The 16,843-nt window shown below is 67.3% G+C and carries 14 protein-coding genes and 1 pseudogene; 10 read left to right on the forward strand and 5 right to left on the reverse strand.

The features are described from left to right. Window positions 1–171 precede the first annotated feature (171 nt). The 4 genes from cysS (at window position 172) to CHB86_RS09355 (ending at window position 4,756) form a co-directional block, all read left to right on the forward strand. A complete protein-coding gene (gene cysS / locus CHB86_RS09340) occupies window positions 172–1,560 on the forward strand; it encodes a cysteine--tRNA ligase (RefSeq protein ID WP_089232768.1) in 1,389 nt (462 codons plus the stop codon). Window positions 1,561–1,632: 72 nt separating this feature from the next. Continuing rightward, window positions 1,633–3,258, forward strand: a complete 1,626-nt coding sequence (cimA, locus tag CHB86_RS09345) for a citramalate synthase (RefSeq protein WP_089233091.1) — start codon at window positions 1,633–1,635, stop codon at window positions 3,256–3,258. Between the two features lie 11 nt (window positions 3,259–3,269). Continuing rightward, window positions 3,270–3,989, forward strand: a complete 720-nt coding sequence (locus CHB86_RS09350) for a class I SAM-dependent methyltransferase (protein WP_089232769.1) — start codon at window positions 3,270–3,272, stop codon at window positions 3,987–3,989. Next, window positions 3,986–4,756, forward strand: coding sequence for a squalene/phytoene synthase family protein (locus CHB86_RS09355; protein ID WP_089232770.1), 771 nt, complete (start codon window positions 3,986–3,988; stop codon window positions 4,754–4,756). Before CHB86_RS09350 ends, CHB86_RS09355 begins: the two co-directional genes overlap by 4 nt. 79 nt (window positions 4,757–4,835) lie before the next feature. Here the strand turns inward: CHB86_RS09355 and CHB86_RS09360 are convergent, their stop codons facing one another. Then, window positions 4,836–6,053, reverse strand: coding sequence for an MFS transporter (locus tag CHB86_RS09360; protein ID WP_089232771.1), 1,218 nt, complete (start codon window positions 6,051–6,053; stop codon window positions 4,836–4,838). Window positions 6,054–6,228: 175 nt separating this feature from the next. Here CHB86_RS09360 and CHB86_RS09365 point away from each other — a divergent pair, with 175 nt between their 5' ends. After that, a complete protein-coding gene (locus CHB86_RS09365) occupies window positions 6,229–6,864 on the forward strand; it encodes a DNA-3-methyladenine glycosylase family protein (protein ID WP_089232772.1) in 636 nt (211 codons plus the stop codon). A gap of 18 nt (window positions 6,865–6,882) precedes the next feature. Here CHB86_RS09365 and CHB86_RS09370 read toward each other — a convergent pair whose 3' ends face one another. Then, window positions 6,883–9,258, reverse strand: a complete 2,376-nt coding sequence (locus CHB86_RS09370) for a LamG-like jellyroll fold domain-containing protein (RefSeq protein WP_089232773.1) — start codon at window positions 9,256–9,258, stop codon at window positions 6,883–6,885. A 198-nt stretch (window positions 9,259–9,456) separates the two neighbouring features. Between CHB86_RS09370 and CHB86_RS09375 the strand changes: the two genes are divergently transcribed. The 3 genes from CHB86_RS09375 (at window position 9,457) to CHB86_RS09385 (ending at window position 12,628) form a co-directional block, all read left to right on the forward strand. After that, a complete protein-coding gene (locus CHB86_RS09375; RefSeq protein ID WP_089232774.1) occupies window positions 9,457–10,128 on the forward strand; it encodes an alpha/beta hydrolase in 672 nt (223 codons plus the stop codon). 166 nt (window positions 10,129–10,294) lie between these two features. Then, entirely contained in the window at window positions 10,295–11,878 is a 1,584-nt protein-coding gene (locus tag CHB86_RS09380) for an ABC-F family ATP-binding cassette domain-containing protein (RefSeq protein ID WP_089232775.1), read from the forward strand. A gap of 165 nt (window positions 11,879–12,043) precedes the next feature. After that, window positions 12,044–12,628, forward strand: a complete 585-nt coding sequence (locus CHB86_RS09385; RefSeq protein WP_089232776.1) for an HNH endonuclease — start codon at window positions 12,044–12,046, stop codon at window positions 12,626–12,628. Window positions 12,629–12,646: 18 nt separating this feature from the next. On the opposite strand, the gene CHB86_RS09390 is transcribed toward CHB86_RS09385, so the two are convergent. The 3 genes from CHB86_RS09390 to CHB86_RS09400 all read right to left on the reverse strand — a co-directional run bounded on the left by CHB86_RS09390 (window position 12,647) and on the right by CHB86_RS09400 (window position 15,045). Beyond that, window positions 12,647–12,982 (reverse strand): DMT family transporter, encoded by a 336-nt coding sequence (locus CHB86_RS09390; RefSeq protein WP_089232777.1) that lies wholly within the window; start codon window positions 12,980–12,982, stop codon window positions 12,647–12,649. Between the two features lie 7 nt (window positions 12,983–12,989). Next, a complete protein-coding gene (locus tag CHB86_RS09395; RefSeq protein ID WP_089232778.1) occupies window positions 12,990–13,607 on the reverse strand; it encodes a YitT family protein in 618 nt (205 codons plus the stop codon). A 223-nt stretch (window positions 13,608–13,830) separates the two neighbouring features. Further along, on the reverse strand, window positions 13,831–15,045 hold the full coding sequence (locus CHB86_RS09400) for an NADP-dependent isocitrate dehydrogenase (protein ID WP_089232779.1): 1,215 nt from the start codon (window positions 15,043–15,045) through the stop codon (window positions 13,831–13,833). A 232-nt stretch (window positions 15,046–15,277) separates the two neighbouring features. Here CHB86_RS09400 and CHB86_RS09405 point away from each other — a divergent pair, with 232 nt between their 5' ends. Together CHB86_RS09405 and CHB86_RS25040 are read left to right on the forward strand one after the other, a co-directional pair. Then, the gene (locus CHB86_RS09405) at window positions 15,278–16,342 is read left to right on the forward strand and encodes an HlyD family secretion protein (protein ID WP_089232780.1); all 1,065 of its coding nucleotides are present in this window, start codon (window positions 15,278–15,280) and stop codon (window positions 16,340–16,342) included. A 16-nt stretch (window positions 16,343–16,358) separates the two neighbouring features. Beyond that, window positions 16,359–16,748: pseudogene (locus CHB86_RS25040) on the forward strand (DUF2955 domain-containing protein); the annotation flags it as partial. Window positions 16,749–16,843 lie beyond the last annotated feature (95 nt).

Consider the following 16,843-nt stretch of genomic DNA (forward strand, 5'->3'; position numbering starts at 1 on the left):
GGCTTGGCGCGGGCGGGGCTTGGCGGTAAGAAAGCCGCCATGAACCGTTGCAGCATCAACATCTGCATCTGCATTATCCGCTGACATCGTCAGGCGGGCCGGTTCCTTCATTCCCTTTCCAGAGCGAAGTTGCTAGACCCGCCGGCGCCGCCCGGAACGAGAGGAATAGCCATGGCCGAGATCAGGCTCTGGAACACCCGAACCCGCAGCAAGGAACTGCTGGTTCCGATCGACCCCGAGAACGTGCGGATGTATGTCTGCGGGCCGACGGTCTATGATCGCGCGCACATGGGCAATGCGCGGCCCGTGATCGTCTTCGACGTGCTCTACCGGCTGCTTCGCCACGTCTACGGAGCGGATCACGTGACCTACGTGCGCAATTTCACCGACGTCGACGACAAGATCATACGCCGCGCCGAGGAGAGCGGGCGGCCGATCGACGCGATCACCGAGGAAACCATCCGCTGGTATCACGAGGACATGGGCGCGCTTGGCGTGCTGGTGCCGAACGAGGAGCCCCGCGCCACCGCCTATATCGGCGAGATGGTGGCGATGATCGAGGACCTGATCGCCAGGGGCTTTGCCTATGCGGCCGAGGGACATGTGCTGTTCGCTGTCGACAAGTACGACGAATACGGCGCGCTTTCCGGCCGGTCGGTCGACGACATGATCGCCGGCGCCCGGGTCGAGGTCGCGCCCTACAAGCGCAACCCGATGGATTTCGTGCTCTGGAAGCCCTCCGACATGGACCAGCCGGGATGGGAAAGCCCCTGGGGCCGTGGCCGTCCGGGCTGGCACATCGAATGCTCGGCGATGAGCCATGCGCTGCTCGGCGAGAATTTCGACATCCACGGCGGCGGCAACGACCTGATGTTCCCTCACCACGAGAACGAGATCGCCCAGAGCCGCTGCGCCCACCCGGGCAGCGACTTCGCGAAGGTCTGGATGCACAACGAGATGCTGCAGGTCGAGGGCAAGAAGATGTCCAAGAGCCTGGGCAATTTCTTCACCGTGCACGACGTGCTGGAACAGGGCATCCCCGGCGAGGTGATCCGCTTTGTCTATCTCTCGACGCATTACCGCAAGCCGATGGACTGGACGGCGGAAAAGGCGCGCAAGGCGGAGTCCACCTTGTTCGGTTGGGCTGCCGACATTGAGAATGTAAAGCAGAGCGCCGAGGTTCCCGAAGAACTCATTGAGTATTTGGCGGATGATCTTAACACTCCTGGCGCGATTTCGGTTCTTCACAAACTCTCGAAAGACGGGCGCCACTCGGAATTGAAATCGTCGCTCCTGCTATTGGGGCTTGATCTGAAATTGGACCGTGGGTCAGCAAAAGCTCTCGAGATGATTGAACGCGGTTTGCAAAGCCGGCCGCTGATTGAAAAGCTCGTTGGCGAGTTGGCGCAGGCACGAAAAAATAAGGACTACGCTCGGGCTGACGCTTTGCGTGACGGCATGAACGCGGCTGGGGTCAGCCTGAGTTACGGCAAAGATGGTGACGTAACGTTCAAACTCGAAAGCGATTTCGATATGACCAAACTCGAGGCGTTATCGTGAACCGTCGATTGAAAAGAGCAGGGGCGGCCCTGTCGGAATGGGTATTTGAACACCAAGAAGAAGGGGCACAGCATGAGCAAGGAGCGGCTCTACCTGTTCGACACCACGCTGCGCGATGGCCAGCAGACGCAGGGCGTGCAGTTCAGCCTCGAGGAGAAGCACGAGATCGCGGCGATGCTGGACGGGCTCGGGATCGACTATATCGAGGGGGGCTGGCCGGGGGCGAACCCGACCGACAGCGAGTTTTTCGATGCGCCGCCGCAACTCGGGCACGCGACCTTCCTGGCCTTCGGCATGACCAAGCGGGCCGGGCGCTCGGCGGCCAATGACGAGGTGCTGGCCGGGGTCGTCAACGCGGGCACGCCGGCGGTCTGCCTTGTCGGCAAGAGCCACGATTTCCACGTCACCACCGCGCTCGGCGTGAGCCTGGAGGAGAACCTCGCGGCGATTGCCGACAGCGTCTCGCACCTTGTCTCGCTCGGACGCGAGGCAATCTATGACGCGGAGCATTTCTTCGACGGCTACAAGGCCAACTCGGATTACGCGCTGGCCTGCCTGCAGGCGGCGCTGGAGGCCGGCGCCCGCTGGGTCGTGCTCTGCGACACCAACGGCGGCACCTTGCCCGCCGAGATCGGCGAGATCACCCGCGCGGTGATCGCGGCCGGGGTGCCCGGCGACCGGCTGGGCATCCACACCCACAACGACACCGGCAACGCTGTGGCGGGCACGCTGGCGGCGATCGACGCGGGCGCGCGGCAGATCCAGGGCACCCTGAACGGGCTGGGCGAGCGCTGCGGCAACGCCAACCTCGTCTCGCTGATCCCGACGCTGCTGCTCAAGGAACCCTATGCCAGCCGCTACGAAACCGCGGTGACGCCGGAGGGGCTTGCGAGCCTCACCCGCGCCAGCCGGATGATGGACGACATCCTCAACCGGGTGCCGTTCCGTGGCGCGCCCTATGTCGGGGCCTCGGCCTTCGCCCACAAGGCCGGGCTGCATGCCTCGGCGATGCTCAAGGATCCCTCGACCTACGAACATGTCGACCCGTCGCTCGTCGGCAACGAGCGCATCATCCCGATGTCGAACCAGGCGGGACAGTCGAACCTGCGCAGGCGCCTCGAAGAGGCGGGGCTGGTGGTGGAGCCGGGCGATCCGGCGCTCGGGCGGATCCTGGATCTGGTCAAGGCGCGCGAGGCGGCCGGCTATTCCTACGACACGGCTCAGGCCAGTTTCGAGCTGCTGGCGCGGCGCGAACTGGGCCAGCTTCCGCGCTTCTTCACGATCGACCGGTACCGGGTGGTGGTGGAGCGCCGCAAGAACCGCTTCGGCGAGACGATCTCGCTGTCGGAGGCCGTCGTGGTGCTGTTCATCGGCGGCGAGAAACGGCTGTCGGTCTCGGAATCTCTCGACGAGACCGGCTCGGACCGAGGCCCGGTCAACGCGCTTTCCCGGGCGCTCGCCAAGGACCTCGGGCCGCTCCAGCCTTTTGTCGAGGACATGAAGCTGGTGGACTTCAAGGTGCGGATCACCAACGGTGGCACAGAGGCCGTGACCCGTGTCATCATCGACAGCGAGGACAGCTCCGGGCGGCACTGGTCGACGGTCGGGGTCTCGGCGAACATCGTCGATGCCTCCTTCGAGGCGCTGCTCGAGGCGATCCAGTGGAAACTGCTGCGGGACGGCGCGCCCGCGTCCTGAGGAGCCGCAGGTTGGACAAGGAAGCCTTTTTCACCTTGCACCGGGAGCTGCCACGCGAAGGGCCGGGCTGTCCGGAGGACGTGCTCTGGGCGATCGGCGTTGCCGGCACCCATGGCGAGGCCCGCATCTGCGATGCCGGCTGCGGGCCGGGCGCCGATACCGAGGCGCTGGCCGAATACCTGCCGGAGGCCTGGATCGACGCGGTCGATCTGCACGGTCCTTTCGCCGAGGCCACGTCCGCCCGCTGCGCCCGGTTCGGGCCGCGGGTGAAGGCCTGGCAGGGCTCGATGGCCGATCTTGCGGGGCCGTACGACCTGATCTGGTGCGCCGGGGCGCTCTATTTCCTCGGCGTCACCGAAGGGCTGGAGGCGTTCCGGCCGATGCTGACGCGTGCCGGCCGGGTGGCGTTCTCGGAGCCCGTGTTGCTCGGCGGCGCGGAGCCGCGTGCAGTACAGGATTTCTGGGCCGAGTACCCGGCCATCACCGACGAGGCCGGGATCGCCGCCCGGATCGCCGCCGCGGGTTATCGGCCGCTCGATACCCGGCTGGTGATCGGCGCGCCGTGGGAGGCCTATTACGCCCCGATGGAGCGCCGCATCGCCGCGCTCCGCGCCGAGGGCGTCTCCGACGCGGTCGAGGCGGTCCTGCGTGAAGGCGAGACCGAGATCGCGCAATGGCGCACCGCGCCGGAGCGCATCGCCTACCTGCTCTGCGTGGTGGAGCCGGAATGAGCCTCGACGCATGCGCCGTGATCGTCGCGCGGGGCGACCCGGACCGGTTCCTGGCCACGATGGCGGCACCGGTGGCGGCGCGCGAATTGCTGCTGCCGCTTTATGCCTTCAACGTGGAGGTCGCCCGTCTGCCCTGGGTCTCGCCGGAGCCGATGATCTGCGAGATGCGCCTGCAATGGTGGCGCGACCTGCTGACCCGGATTGCCGCCGGCACCGTGCCCGACACCCACGAAATCGCTGCTCCGCTGGCCGGTGTCATCGGGCATAACGGGGCAGTGGCGGAGGTGCTCGACCGGCTGATCGTTGCGCGACAGTGGGACATCTACCGCGATCCCTTCGAGGACGATGCGGCGCTTCACGCCTATATCGATGCGACGGCTGCCGGGCTGACCTGGGCTGCCGCGAATGTACTCGGCGCGCCGGAGGCCAGTGAGCCCGCGATCCGAGACGCGGGATGGGCTGCGGGTCTCGCGAACTACCTCCGCGCCGTTCCGGAACTGGAGACGCACGGCCGCCGTCCGCTCGTGGACGGACGGCCCGCAGCCGTCTCCGCCCTTGCGCAAGCCGGGCTCGACCGCCTCGCGCGGGCTCGCAAGGCGACGATCCCGGCCGAGGCTTATCCGGCGCTCCTGGCGGGCTGGCGGGCGAAAGCGACGCTGGAAAGAGCGGCGAAGGAACCCGCGCGGGTTGCGGACGGGGCGCTCCACGAAAGCGAGTTTGCCCGCCGTGGCGGCCTCTTTCTCCGGTCGCTCCGCGGCACGTGGTAGCGCCCGGATCCGGTTCTTTTGTCCTGAACTATCCCCGCCGGAGGCACGATTTTTCCTACGAAAAATCGTTGCCCCGCTGTCAGTCTTCGGGCCGCAGGGCGAGCCAGATCAGCGCGCCGCCGGCCAGCGCGAGGAACGGTGCCATCGCCAGGTTGACCGACATCCAGCCCTGCTGCGCATCGCCACCCGTGCAGTTCATCAACCCGCCCGAGACCAGCGACGCAAGGGCGACGCAGCCGAAGACCAGCGTGTCGTTCATCCCCTGAACCCGTCCGCGCTCTTCCGGGGCATGGGCCTGCGAGAGCATCGTGGTCGCGCCGATGAAGCCGAAGTTCCAGCCGAGCCCGAGCAGGATGAGCGCGAGGAAGAATTGCTCGAGTTCGACTCCGCTCAGGGCGACCACCCCGCCGCCGGCAAGGATCACCAGGCCGGCCGAGATCACGGTCCGCACGCCGAAGCGCGAGATGAGATGCCCGGTGAAGAACGACGGAATGAACATGGCGAGGACATGCGCGGTGACGACGTATCCGGCTGTCTCGGTCTCGAAGCCGCAGCCGACGACGGCAAGTGGCGTCGACGTCATCACCAGGTTCATCAGCGCATAGGTGGTCATGCCGCAGATCATCGCCACCAGCACCGTCGGGTCGCGCAGCAGCTCGAGCCGGCTGCGACCGCGGGGAGCGCCGGCTTCCGGGCGGGGAGGTTTCGGAATGTCGAGCAGGAAGAACAGCGACATGCCGACGATGTTGATGGCAATCGCGCCAAGATAGGTCCCTAGAAACGGCACGACATAGGCGTCGGCCAGGCTCGTCCCCAGCGTCGGCCCGATCATCGCCGAGACCAGTCCGCCGGCCATGACGTAGGAAATCGCCTTGGGGCGGAAGTCGTCGGAGGCCGTGTCGGCGGCCGCGAACCGGTAGAAGCCCTGGGCGGAGACGTAGATCCCGGTGAGGTAGGACCCCAGCAGGAACAGCGGGAAGCTGCCCACCCAGAGCCCGCGGGCCGAGACCGCGGCCCCGAGGATGCCGCCGAAGACGCCGATGAAGAACCCGGCGCGCCGCCCAAGCATCTGCATCGCGGAGGACAGCCAGGGCGCGGTGGTCATCGAGCCGATGACGATCATCGAGACCGGCAGGGTTGCGAGGCAGACATTGGGCGCCAGCATGCTCCCGGCCAGCCCGGCGATGGTGTAGATCATCGGCAGTTGCGAGCCGAGGATGGCCTGGGCTGCGACGAGGATCCACACGTTGCGGCGGGCGCGGGAATCGGGCTGGATGGATTGGGCGGCGTCGGTCATGGATCGCCATTGCCCGCGTTTTCGCCAAAGAGCAAGGGGCGGGCTCCTGGCTTTGCGCAGGTTTCGGGTTGGCGTCGGATGACCTGCCCTTTAGGTGCCCGGTTCCGGTGTCTTCCTGCGGCCGGCGTGGCGATATGGCAGGCAAAACAGAATCTTGCCGTGGAAAGGTGAAACGATGTCTCGGGTCGGGCGGATCATTCAAACCCCGGATTGCGTGGCCGAAGGGGCCGACTGGCTGGCCCGGACGGAGCCACGTTTTGCCGCGGCCCTGATCCGGACCGGCCCGCTGCCGCTGCGACGGCGCAAGGACGGTTACGAGGCGCTGCTGGCCGCGATCGTCAGCCAGCAGGTCTCGGTGGCCTCGGCGGACGCGATCTGGGGGCGGCTCAAGGCGGCGCGGCTGACCGGTCCGCGCAAGGTGGGCTGGGCGTCCGACGAAGAGCTGCGCGCCTGCGGCCTCAGCCGGCAGAAGATCCGCTATGCCAAGGCGCTGGCCGAGGCGCGTATCGACTACGCCGCGCTGCGGGATGCGCCGGCGGAAGAGGTGATCGCAACGCTCGTGGAGGTGCCGGGGATAGGCCGCTGGACGGCCGAGATCTATGCCATGTTCTCCCTCGGACGGGCAGATGTCTTTGCGCCGGGCGACCTGGCCCTGCAGGAGGCCGCGCGGATGATCTTTGAACTGGAAGCCCGCCCGACCGAGAAGGCGCTGCGGCAGATGGCCGAGGACTGGAGCCCCTGGCGGGGCGTCGCAGCGCGGCTGCTCTGGGCCTATTTCCGCGTCTCCAAGAGCCGCGAAGGCATCCGCTAGGATGCCGCCGCGGCCGCTTCAGCCCGCGGGCACCAGCATGAAGAGCTCGCTTTCGTCGCCGAGGTAGGCACGCAGCCCGAGCTTGCCCTCCGCCACCGAGAGCATGTTGCCGCTGTCACGGTTGCGCAGCCGTACGCCGTCGGGGCTGGTGATCAGGTGGAACTGCTGCACGCGGGTGACATTGCCGTCGATGGGGGCGGCCAGTGCCGGGGGCGCGTCGCTGTGGCGGTCGAGCGAGGTGACAACGCGGTCCGGGGTGGCGAGGGTCAGGTGACCTTCCTTCCAGGTCAGGCGCCACCGGCTGGGGGCCTGCACCAGCGCAAGCGCCGCGTCGGGCGCGGCCGAGGAAAGCCCGACCCAGGCATCGGGAAGGGATACCGACTGCAGCGTGTAGAGCCCGTCGGGAAAGGGCGTGGCGTCCCAGATCTCCGACCAGAGCGGTCCGCGGTAGGTGCAGGGCAGCTGCTGCGAGGCGATGGTGCTGCCGTAGGTCGGACCGATGAAACGGACGCCGTTCTCGGTGACGGTCGCATTGCCCTGCAACTCGGCGGTGTTGGCGCGGGAGGTGTCATCGGCGGTCGGCGCGGCCGCGTCGAAATCCCACCAGCCGATCACGCCGGCATCCTCGGGGCCCGTGACGTCCAGATCGGCTGGGCCGATCGCCCGGTCGAAGACGGCGAAGCGGTGGATCGTGCCGCGCATGTCGAACCGGTTCCGAATCCCCTGGCCGAGGATGAACGGGCTCGAATTGGCCGTCACATCGCCGTTGCCCCTCGATGTCCCGACGTTCTGGCCGTCGAGCCAGAGCGTCACGCCTTCCGGGGCGAAGGTCACGATGGCCTCGTGGCGCTCGCCTTCCTGCACCGACCGTGGCTTGCTGCTGACGCGGCGCTTGCGCCCTTTCACCGAATGGATCACCTGGATCACGCCGTTGCGTTCGATGCTGAGCCGGAAATCGCCATCAGTCTCGTTGTTGCGCGATTTCGCCAGAACGTCGCCCTTGAGCTCCTCGGCGGTGAATTGCACGGCGAATGAAAGGGTGCGGGCGGCATAGGCGGGAAGGTGCGGGATCACGACGCGGTCTTCGAGCTGGCCGTACTGGATGTCCCGGATCCCGTCGAGCTGTTCAGGGCGCAGCGGCACCGGCAGCGCGCCCACGGTCTCGCCGGACGAGAACAGGTAATCGGTGATCCGGGCCACCGACGGCATCCAGATGCCGCCCGAACAGGCCCCCGAGATCGAGCCGCGGGTGTGGATCGGGTTGTGCGGATAGAGCTCCCAGTTCGTCATGTCGTCGCGTCGCGAGCGCAGCAGGCCCGCGGCTTCAGGATAGTCGAACTGCGGCGTGTCCGGACCGTCGAAGCCGTTGCCGCCGGTGTAGATCAGGTAGACCCAGTCCGGGTCCTGCGGGTCCTCGAAGAAGACCAGCCCGATGATATGGCCCTGGTCGAACCAGTCGTCGCCGACCGTCGGCTCGTAGATCTTGATCGGTGCGCCCCAGGCCACGCCATCCTTGCTGAACCGCACCGAGATGATGTTGTCCTCGCCGGTGTTGTCGGCCATCACCCAGTCGCCCGGAGCCCGCTCGAGGATCGCCGATTGCCCGAACCGGCCGGGGCGTCCGTTCTCGTCGGTGTAGTGGCCACCGTAGGTCCAGGTGTTGCCGCCGTCGTCCGAATAGACGTAGTGGCGGAAGGCCTTGAGATTGTAGGTCAGCGACAGGCGCGCGCCGCGGGGCAGGGGCTTGCCGTTCAGCGGATACTCGATCTGCAGCGGCGCATCCGTCCCGACATTGCGCAAGGCGTAATCCTGGTTGCGCGCGAGCTTCTCGCCGCGTCCCTTCTTGCGCCCCTTGCCCTCTGCGGCCTTCCCGCGGCGGATCAGGGACAGGCTGACGCTCTGGGCAAAGCCGACGGGGTAGGGCGCTTCGAAGACCGTCGTCGCGCCGTCGCCCTCTAACACCACGTCCGACGGCCCGTTCCGCTCCTTGAACTTGTAGGACAGGATGATCCGTCCACTCGACATGCAGACCGGCACGTGGCCGGACATGAACCCATCGACATGGCTGAAGCGCGCCGGCATCTGATCGGGCTGGAACAGCGGAACATCGGGGCTGCGCACGGTCCAGCCGGTGGCCTTCCACCCCTCGAAATCGACGATCGGTGCATCGAAGATGTTGAGGCCCTGGTCGTATTCCTTGCCGTCGATCCCGCCGCGCAGGAAGAGCATCATCGACTCGCTCTTGAGAATGCATTTCGAGGTGCTCGGCAGGAGCTTGGAATTCAGCCGCGAGCCGGACATCCAGCTGTTGTCGAGCGCGGCATTGCCGGTCTTGACCGAGGCGTGCGGGACGTGCGGGATCTCGGTGACCGGGACGAGGCGGATCAGGGTCATGGTTCTGGTGCCCGAAGCTGGAAAAGGTTCACGACACGCTCACCGATTGGGGGCGGAAACGTCAACTCCGGAGTCGGCCTCGATCCGCACAACCGCGCGATGGGCCCAGGGCGGGGACGAGGGGCGCGGGCTGGCAAAGGCCGTCTCGAACGGGTAGGACCGGGCGACGGCAGGTACATTCAGCAGGGACGCGCAAGCATGGCACGAGAACTGAAATCCGGGCGCAAGGGCGCCGCCAGGGGCACGGCGAAACAGGTGGTGATCTTCGTCCACGGCTATGGCGCCGACGGCAACGACCTGCTCGGCCTAGCCGATCCGCTGATGCCGCATCTGCCCGACACCGCCTTCTACGCGCCCGACGCGCCGGAGCGCTGCGTGGGCAATCCCTTCGGCTACCAATGGTTCCCGATCCCCTGGCTCGACGGCTCGTCGGAAGAGGCGGCCAAGACCTCCATGGCAACGTCTGTGGAGGACCTGAACGCCTTTATCGACAAGGTGCTGGCCGACGAGGGGCTGACGCCGGACCGCCTGGTCCTGCTCGGCTTCAGCCAGGGCACGATGATGAGCCTGCACGTGGCACCGCGCCGCGATGCCCCGATCGCCGCGCTGGTCGGTTTCTCCGGCCGGCTGCTGGAGCCGGAGCGGCTACAGGCCGAGACGAAGGTCCGGATGCCGGTGCTCTTGCTGCATGGCGACCAGGACGACATGGTGCCGTTCCCTTCGCTGAAAGAGGCCGCCGACGCGCTGGTTGCCGCCGAGTTCGAGACCTATGCCTTCGTGATGAAAGGCATGGGCCACGGCATCGCGCCGGACGGGCTGGGCCAGGCGGTGGGCTTCATTCGCAACAAGCTGGGGCTGGACGCGGACTGATCCGCCGCCTTGACAGGCCGGGGCCGGCGATGGGATAGAGCCGTCGTCGGAACCGCCTGCCGAAAGGGTAGGGAGGCAGAGCCGCAGGCGCACACGGAGGACAGAGCAGTGGACATCAAGGCAGCGACCGCATTCGCCCGTCCCGCTCTCCCAATCCGCGTTGCCGATGCCCCTTCTGACCTTCGATTCCCTCACCCTTTCCCGTCCTGATTCCACACCCCTTGTCACCGGGCTCACCTGCAGCCTGACCTCCGGCCTGATTGGCCTGGTGGGCGCGAACGGGTCCGGCAAATCCACGCTCCTGCGGGTCGTGGCCGGAGATGTGCCCGCCCGCGCCGGGCATGTGATCTGCGCCGGCACGACAGCCCGTCTGCGCCAGAGTTTCGACCCCGAGGACAGTGTCGCGTGCCTGTTCGGCAAGGCAGGTACGCTGGACCTGCTCGACCGCGCCGCTTCCGGGCGGGCGACGGCGGAGGACCTGGCCGAGGCCGACTGGATGCTCGAATCCCGGCTCGAGACGGCCCTGGCCCGCGTCGGGCTCGGCGCCGTCGATCCGCGCGCGTCGCTTGGGCGACTCAGTGGCGGCCAGCAACGGCGCGCGGCGCTGGCGGCGCTGTTCTTCGACTGCCCGGAAATTGTGCTGCTCGACGAGCCGACCAACGATCTCGACGCGGAGGGGCGGCAGATTGTCCGCTCCCTTCTGAACGAGCATCGCGGGCGGGGGCTGGCGCTGGTGGCCAGCCACGACCGGGCGCTGCTCGACGGGATGGACAGGATCCTCGCGCTGGAGGCCGGATCGGCTCAGCTCCACACCGGCGGCTGGTCCAGCTACGAGGCGGCCCGGGCTGCTGCGCGCGCCCGCGCCGAGGCGCGGCTGGAGCGGGCCGACAGGGCGGTCGCGGCGGTCGAGTCGGCGATTGGCGAAAGCGCTCGCAAGAGCGCTGGCCGGGCGCGGCAGGGACGCGCTCTCCGGGTCTCCGGCAGCCAGGGCAAGATGCTGACCGACGCCATGCGCGACCGCGCCGAAAGCCGTGGTGCCGGCGCCGCGCGGCTGGCTGAACGCAAGCGGAGCGAGGCGCGCGTGGAACTGGAAGAGGCGCGCGCCGCCCTGCCGCCAACCCGGCCGCGCCGGCTCGATGCCGCGCCGGATGCGCGACGCCACGGGAAAGTGCTGGATCTGCGCGAAGTGAGCTTCAGATTCGGTGAGCAAGCACCTGTTGTGCAGAGCTTTTCCATGGATGTGCAGGCGGGCGAAAGGGTTGCGCTGGTGGGGCCGAACGGCTCCGGAAAGTCCACGCTCCTCCGCCTGTGCGCGGGGCTTCTGGAGGCCGACGCGGGCGAGATCTCGCGCGGGAGCCTCGCCTTTCTGGACCAGCAGACAGCCTTGCTCGGGGAGGCCGGCACCCTCGCCAACGCCTTCGCTCGCCACCACCCCGGGCTCGGCCGGAACGCCATCCATGCGGCACTCGCGCGGATGGGATTTCGCGGTGCGGCTGGGAACGCGGAGGTTGCCGGTCTGAGCGGTGGCGAGCGGATGCAGGCCGCCCTCGCGCTGGTGCTTGCGGGGGCCTCTCCGCCCGATCTCTTGGTGCTCGACGAGCCGACCAACCACCTCGACATCCCCGCGCTCGAAGCCGTGGAGGCCGGATTGTCCGGCCATGCCGGCGCGATGCTGGTGGTCAGCCACGACGCCGCCTTCCTCGACCGGCTGGCGCCGATCCGGCGGGTGACGCTCCCCGGCTGTGGATAATTGTCACATCGATGTCACCGAGCCGCGATACCCAATGGCCAAATCCACCGTATCACGAGGGTTGTCAGGCGGAAAACGCCACATATAGTTGTCTTCAGCTGGGGCGGGGTGTCCCGCCCTGAGCCACGGAGCAGGCAGGCAGGGCAGGGGCGGAGTCACAGGACCATGGACGGCGATTTCAGAAAACACTTCGTGCGGGAACCGAACAATCTGCGGCACCATCCGGCGCTGGTGCTGAACGCGGATTACCGGCCGCTGTCCTATTACCCGCTGTCACTCTGGCCCTGGCAGGAGGCGATCAAGGCGGCCTGGCTCGACAGGGTGGATATCGTGGCCGAGTACGACGAGGTCGTCAGAAGCCCCTCCACCACGATCCGAATACCCTCGGTGGTCGTCCTGAAAGATTTCGTCAAACCCCAGAAGCGCGTGGCCTTCACGCGCTTCAATTTGTTTCTGAGGGACCAGTTCTGCTGCCAGTATTGCGGCGCCAAGGGCGATCTTACCTTCGATCACGTCGTGCCGCGCGCCCGCGGAGGCATCACCAGCTGGGAGAACGTGGTCGCCGCCTGTTCGAGCTGCAACCTGAAGAAGGGCTCCAAGTCGCTGCGCCAGGCCGGGATGAGCCTGCTCAAGTCGCCGCGTCGCCCGGGTGCGGAAGAGTTGCGCAACGTCGGTCGCAAGTTCCCGCCCAATCACCTGCACAAGAGCTGGCTGGATTTCCTCTACTGGGATGCCGAGCTGGAAGCCTGAACCGGCCGCAGGCGCCTGTCAGTGACTGCCGGCGCTCGAGAAAAGCTGGATCACCACCACGCCGGTCACGATCAGTGCGAGGCCGATCATCGCCGCCGCGTCGAGCTTCTGCCCGAAGACCTTGAAGCCGATCAGCGTGATCAGCACCATCCCCAACCCCGACCAGATCGCATAGGCGACTCCGACGGGGATCGCCTTCATCGCCAGCGACAGCAGGTAGATCGAGACCGCATAAGCCAGCGCCATCACCAGTGTTGGCCCGAGCCGCGTCATCTGCTGGCTGGAATGCAGCGCCGTCGTGCCGACGACCTCGGTCAGAATGGCGCCGATCAGCGCGACGACATGGGTCGGCATGGAAACCTCACGTTGCGATGTAGCGGTCGCGCCGGTGATTGACGGCGATCACGCCGTTCAGCACCACCGCGCCCAGCAAGGAATAGGCGACGACATGGCCCGGGAACAGGAAAAAGGCGACGGCGAAGAGCACGATGTCGACCGCGAGCTGCACATAGCCCGCCCGGATCCCGAGCCGGTCCTGCGCCAGCAGCGCCAGCACGCCCAGCCCGCCGAGGCTGCCGCGGTGACGAAAGATCGCCAGCAGCCCCAGCCCGGTCAGCACGCCGAAGACCACCGTGCCGAGCAGCGGCGTCAGCCGCTCGAAGGCCAGCCAGTGCGGCAGCAGGTCCACCAGAAGCGACAGCGCGAAGACGCAGCCCAGCGACTTCAACGTGAACTCCAGCCCCATGCGCCGCCATGCAAGCCAGTAGAACGGCAGGTTGATGACGGCAAAGACCAGCCCGAAGGACCATCCCGTGAGATAGGAGATGATCAGCGCCACCCCGGCCGTCTGGCCCGTCAGGAAGCCGAGATGGGCAAGGAAGGTGAGGCCGAGGGCGCAGATGAACACGCCGATGGCGAGGCCCTGGGCATCGTCGACCGGGGTGTGGCGCACCGCGTCGGCATCGGGCGGCGAAAGCATCGGGGAGGGCAAGGCGCGGGCTCCATGTATCTTGCATGCCGCCATGGGCCGGGCCGGCTGCGACCGGCCCACGGTGGTTCGGGGACGGGCGTACCATGCTGCGTGCCGAGGGTTGAGGCTTACCTAGCGGAGGCCGTACCCCTGCGCCCTCCGATGCCCGAAAAGGACGCAGCGCCGGGCGGGGTGCGCCTGCACGCCGCCCGGTCCGCGTCTGGCGCTCCGCCTAGCCGGCGAGCGCGCGGTTGAGGTTCTCGTCGATCTTCTCGAGGAAGCCCATCGTGGTGAGCCAGCCCTGGTCCGGGCCGACGAGCAGCGCGAGATCCTTGGTCATGAAGCCGTCCTCGACGGTCTCCACGATCACCTTCTCCAGCGTCGTGGCAAAGGACATCAGGGCGATGTTCTCGTCGAGCTTCGCGCGGTGCTTCAGCCCGCCGGTCCAGGCAAAGATCGAGGCGATGGAGTTGGTCGAGGTCTGCTGGCCGGCCTGGTGCTGGCGATAGTGGCGGGTGACCGTGCCGTGGGCGGCCTCGGCCTCGACGATCTTGCCATCCGGCGTCATCAGCTGCGAGGTCATCAGGCCGAGCGAGCCGAAGCCCTGCGCCACGGTGTCGGACTGCACGTCGCCATCGTAGTTCTTGGTGGCCCAGACGAAACCGCCGTTCCACTTCATGCAGCAGGCGACCATGTCGTCGATCAGGCGATGTTCGTACCAGATGCCCTTTTCCTTGAACTTCTCCTCGAACTCTTCCTCGAAGACCTGCTGGAACAGCTCAAGGAACCGCCCGTCATATTGCTTGAGGATCGTGTTCTTGGTCGACAGGTACACCGGCCAGCCGAGGTTCAGGCCGTAGTTGAACGAGGCCCGGGCGAAATCGCGGATCGAATCGTCGAGGTTGTACATGCCCATGAAGACGCCGGAGGAGGGGGCCTGGTAGACCTCCTCCTCGATCACCGTGCCGTCGTCGCCGACGAATTTCATGGAGAGCTTGCCCGATCCGGGGAACTTGAAGTCGGTGGCGCGGTACTGGTCGCCGAAGGCGTGGCGGCCGATCACGATGGGCCGGGTCCAGCCCGGCACGAGGCGCGGCACGTTGCGGCAGATGATCGGCTGGCGGAACACCACGCCGCCGAGGATGTTGCGGATCGTGCCGTTGGGCGAGCGCCACATCTTCTTGAGCCCGAATTCCTCGACCCGCGCTTCATCGGGCGTGATGGTGGCGCATTTCACCGCGACCCCCACTTCCTTGGTCTTCTCGGCCGCGTCGATGGTGATCTGGTCTTCGGTACGGTCCCGCTCCTCGATCCCGAGGTCGTAGTAGAGCAGGTCGAGGTCCAGGTAGGGCAGGATCAGCTTCTGTTTGATGAAGTCCCAGATGATCCGGGTCATCTCGTCGCCGTCCATCTCGACGATGGGGTTGTCCACCTTGATCTTGGTCATGGGGTCTCTCTTGCAATGGGCTGGATTGAGTCGGAACCTGCCCGCGTCATAGCGCAATCCGATCGGCACGGGAATATGGTATGCAAATGTATACCGTTTTGCCGCGGCGCTGCCATCTCAGCGAGCATCGGGCCGCGGAACCGGTGATTTCCGAGGCGGGCTTTGTGTCCGGGTGACAGAGCTGGAATCCTGTGCTGGGGTGTGCCGGGGGTGCGGGACTGAGGAGAAACGCATGAAGACGCTCATCCGACTGGTTCTGTTGATCGGGGTGCTGGTGTTCGCCTGGTATCTGGCGGCCGACCGGCTGACGCCCTTCACCTCCAACGCGCGGGTCAAGGCGGTGGTGACGCCGATCGTGCCGCAGGTGTCCGGGTCGCTGGTCGATGTGGCGGTCTCCAACGGCCAGCTGGTGGAGGCCGGAGAGGTTCTGGCGCGTATCGACGCGCGGGCCTACCGGAACCGGCTGGACCGGGCGCGGGCAGAGCTGGACGCGGCGATCCTGTCGATCGGGGAGAGCTCGGCGGGCGTGGCTGCGGCACAGGCCGCGCTGAGCCAGGCGGAGGCTGCGCTGGAGAACGTCCGGCTGCAGACCTCGCGGGTCTTCGAGCTGGAGACCCGGGGGTTGATCGCCGCCGCGCGTGGCGATGCGGCGCGGGCCGCGCTGGCCGATGCGGAGGGCGCGCAGGCCCGGGCGGAGGCCGATCTGTGGCGGGCGCAGCAGCAGCTCGGCCCCGAGGGCGCGGACAACCCCGCGATCCGGCGGGCGCTCGCCGAGGTTGCGCAGGCCGAGCTGGAACTTGGCTGGACCGAACTGACCGCACCCACGGCGGGCGGGCTGAGCAATCTCGACGTCGCGGCCGGCGCCTATGCCAAGGCCGGGACGCCGCTGATGACCTTCGTGGATACCGAGTTCGTCTGGATCGACGCCTTCCTCACCGAAAACAACCTCGGCGAGGTCAGCGTGGGCGACCCCGTCGAGGTGACGCTGGACATCCAGCCGGGCCGGGTGCTGGAGGGCCGGGTCGAGAGTTTCTCCGGCGCGGTCGCCATCGGTACCGAGAACCAGCCCGGCACGCTCGCCGCCGCGCCCCGCAGCTCCGGCTGGATGCGGGCGCCGCAGCGATTCCCCGTACGGATCGTCCTGCCGGGCTACGAGGCCGGTGACCCGGACGACGACGTGCTGTACCAGATCAACGGGCAGGCCGACGTGATCGTCTACACGACCGACAACCCGGTCCTGAACGCGCTCGGGCGTGCCTATATCCGCGCGCTGTCCTGGCTTTCCTATGCCTATTGAGGACGCCCGCCGCGGCATGCGGCTGGCGCTCGGGCCGGCGGTGCTCTTCATCCTCGGCGTCGCGTTCGACTGGCCGATGGCCTTTGTCGGGGCGGTCTTTGCCGCGCTCTTCCTGCAGGCGCCGGCGCCGCCGTCACTGGCGGGCGGAACGAAGCTGGTGCTGACCGCTCTGGGCCTGCTGATGCTGGCGGCAGCGGTGTTCAGCCTGCTGCAGCCTTATCCGGTGCATTACCTGATCGGGGTCTGCCTCGCCGTCCTCTGGGCATTCGGACTTTCCGTGAGGGGGCGCTCTCCCTTGCTCGTCGTGCTGGCATTGCTCGCGGCGCTGCTGGTGCCGCTGCTGGCGCGGGGCTCGGTCGAACTGGCGGTCGGCGTCGTGTTCTGGCTGTCGGCCAACATGGTCTTCGCGCTGCTGACCACATGGGCGGCCTTCGTGCTGCTGCCGGTCCCGGAGCAGGCGCATGTGCAGCAGGAAGCGCCGCAGGGAGGCGAGCCGGAATT

Origin of the sequence: Tropicimonas sediminicola, assembly GCF_900188335.1 — a bacterium.
Lineage (GTDB): Bacteria > Pseudomonadota > Alphaproteobacteria > Rhodobacterales > Rhodobacteraceae > Tropicimonas > Tropicimonas sediminicola.

Coding starts and splice junctions, on each gene's coding strand:
- cysS (WP_089232768.1), top strand. CDS start 172: ATGGCCGAGATCAGGCTCTGGAACACCCGAACCCGCAGCAAGGAACTG.
- cimA (WP_089233091.1), top strand. CDS start 1,633: ATGAGCAAGGAGCGGCTCTACCTGTTCGACACCACGCTGCGCGATGGC.
- CHB86_RS09355 (WP_089232770.1), top strand. CDS start 3,986: ATGAGCCTCGACGCATGCGCCGTGATCGTCGCGCGGGGCGACCCGGAC.
- CHB86_RS09360 (WP_089232771.1), bottom strand. CDS start 6,053: ATGACCGACGCCGCCCAATCCATCCAGCCCGATTCCCGCGCCCGCCGC.
- CHB86_RS09365 (WP_089232772.1), top strand. CDS start 6,229: ATGTCTCGGGTCGGGCGGATCATTCAAACCCCGGATTGCGTGGCCGAA.
- CHB86_RS09370 (WP_089232773.1), bottom strand. CDS start 9,258: ATGACCCTGATCCGCCTCGTCCCGGTCACCGAGATCCCGCACGTCCCG.
- CHB86_RS09375 (WP_089232774.1), top strand. CDS start 9,457: ATGGCACGAGAACTGAAATCCGGGCGCAAGGGCGCCGCCAGGGGCACG.
- CHB86_RS09380 (WP_089232775.1), top strand. CDS start 10,295: ATGCCCCTTCTGACCTTCGATTCCCTCACCCTTTCCCGTCCTGATTCC.
- CHB86_RS09385 (WP_089232776.1), top strand. CDS start 12,044: ATGGACGGCGATTTCAGAAAACACTTCGTGCGGGAACCGAACAATCTG.
- CHB86_RS09390 (WP_089232777.1), bottom strand. CDS start 12,982: ATGCCGACCCATGTCGTCGCGCTGATCGGCGCCATTCTGACCGAGGTC.
- CHB86_RS09395 (WP_089232778.1), bottom strand. CDS start 13,607: ATGCTTTCGCCGCCCGATGCCGACGCGGTGCGCCACACCCCGGTCGAC.
- CHB86_RS09400 (WP_089232779.1), bottom strand. CDS start 15,045: ATGACCAAGATCAAGGTGGACAACCCCATCGTCGAGATGGACGGCGAC.
- CHB86_RS09405 (WP_089232780.1), top strand. CDS start 15,278: ATGAAGACGCTCATCCGACTGGTTCTGTTGATCGGGGTGCTGGTGTTC.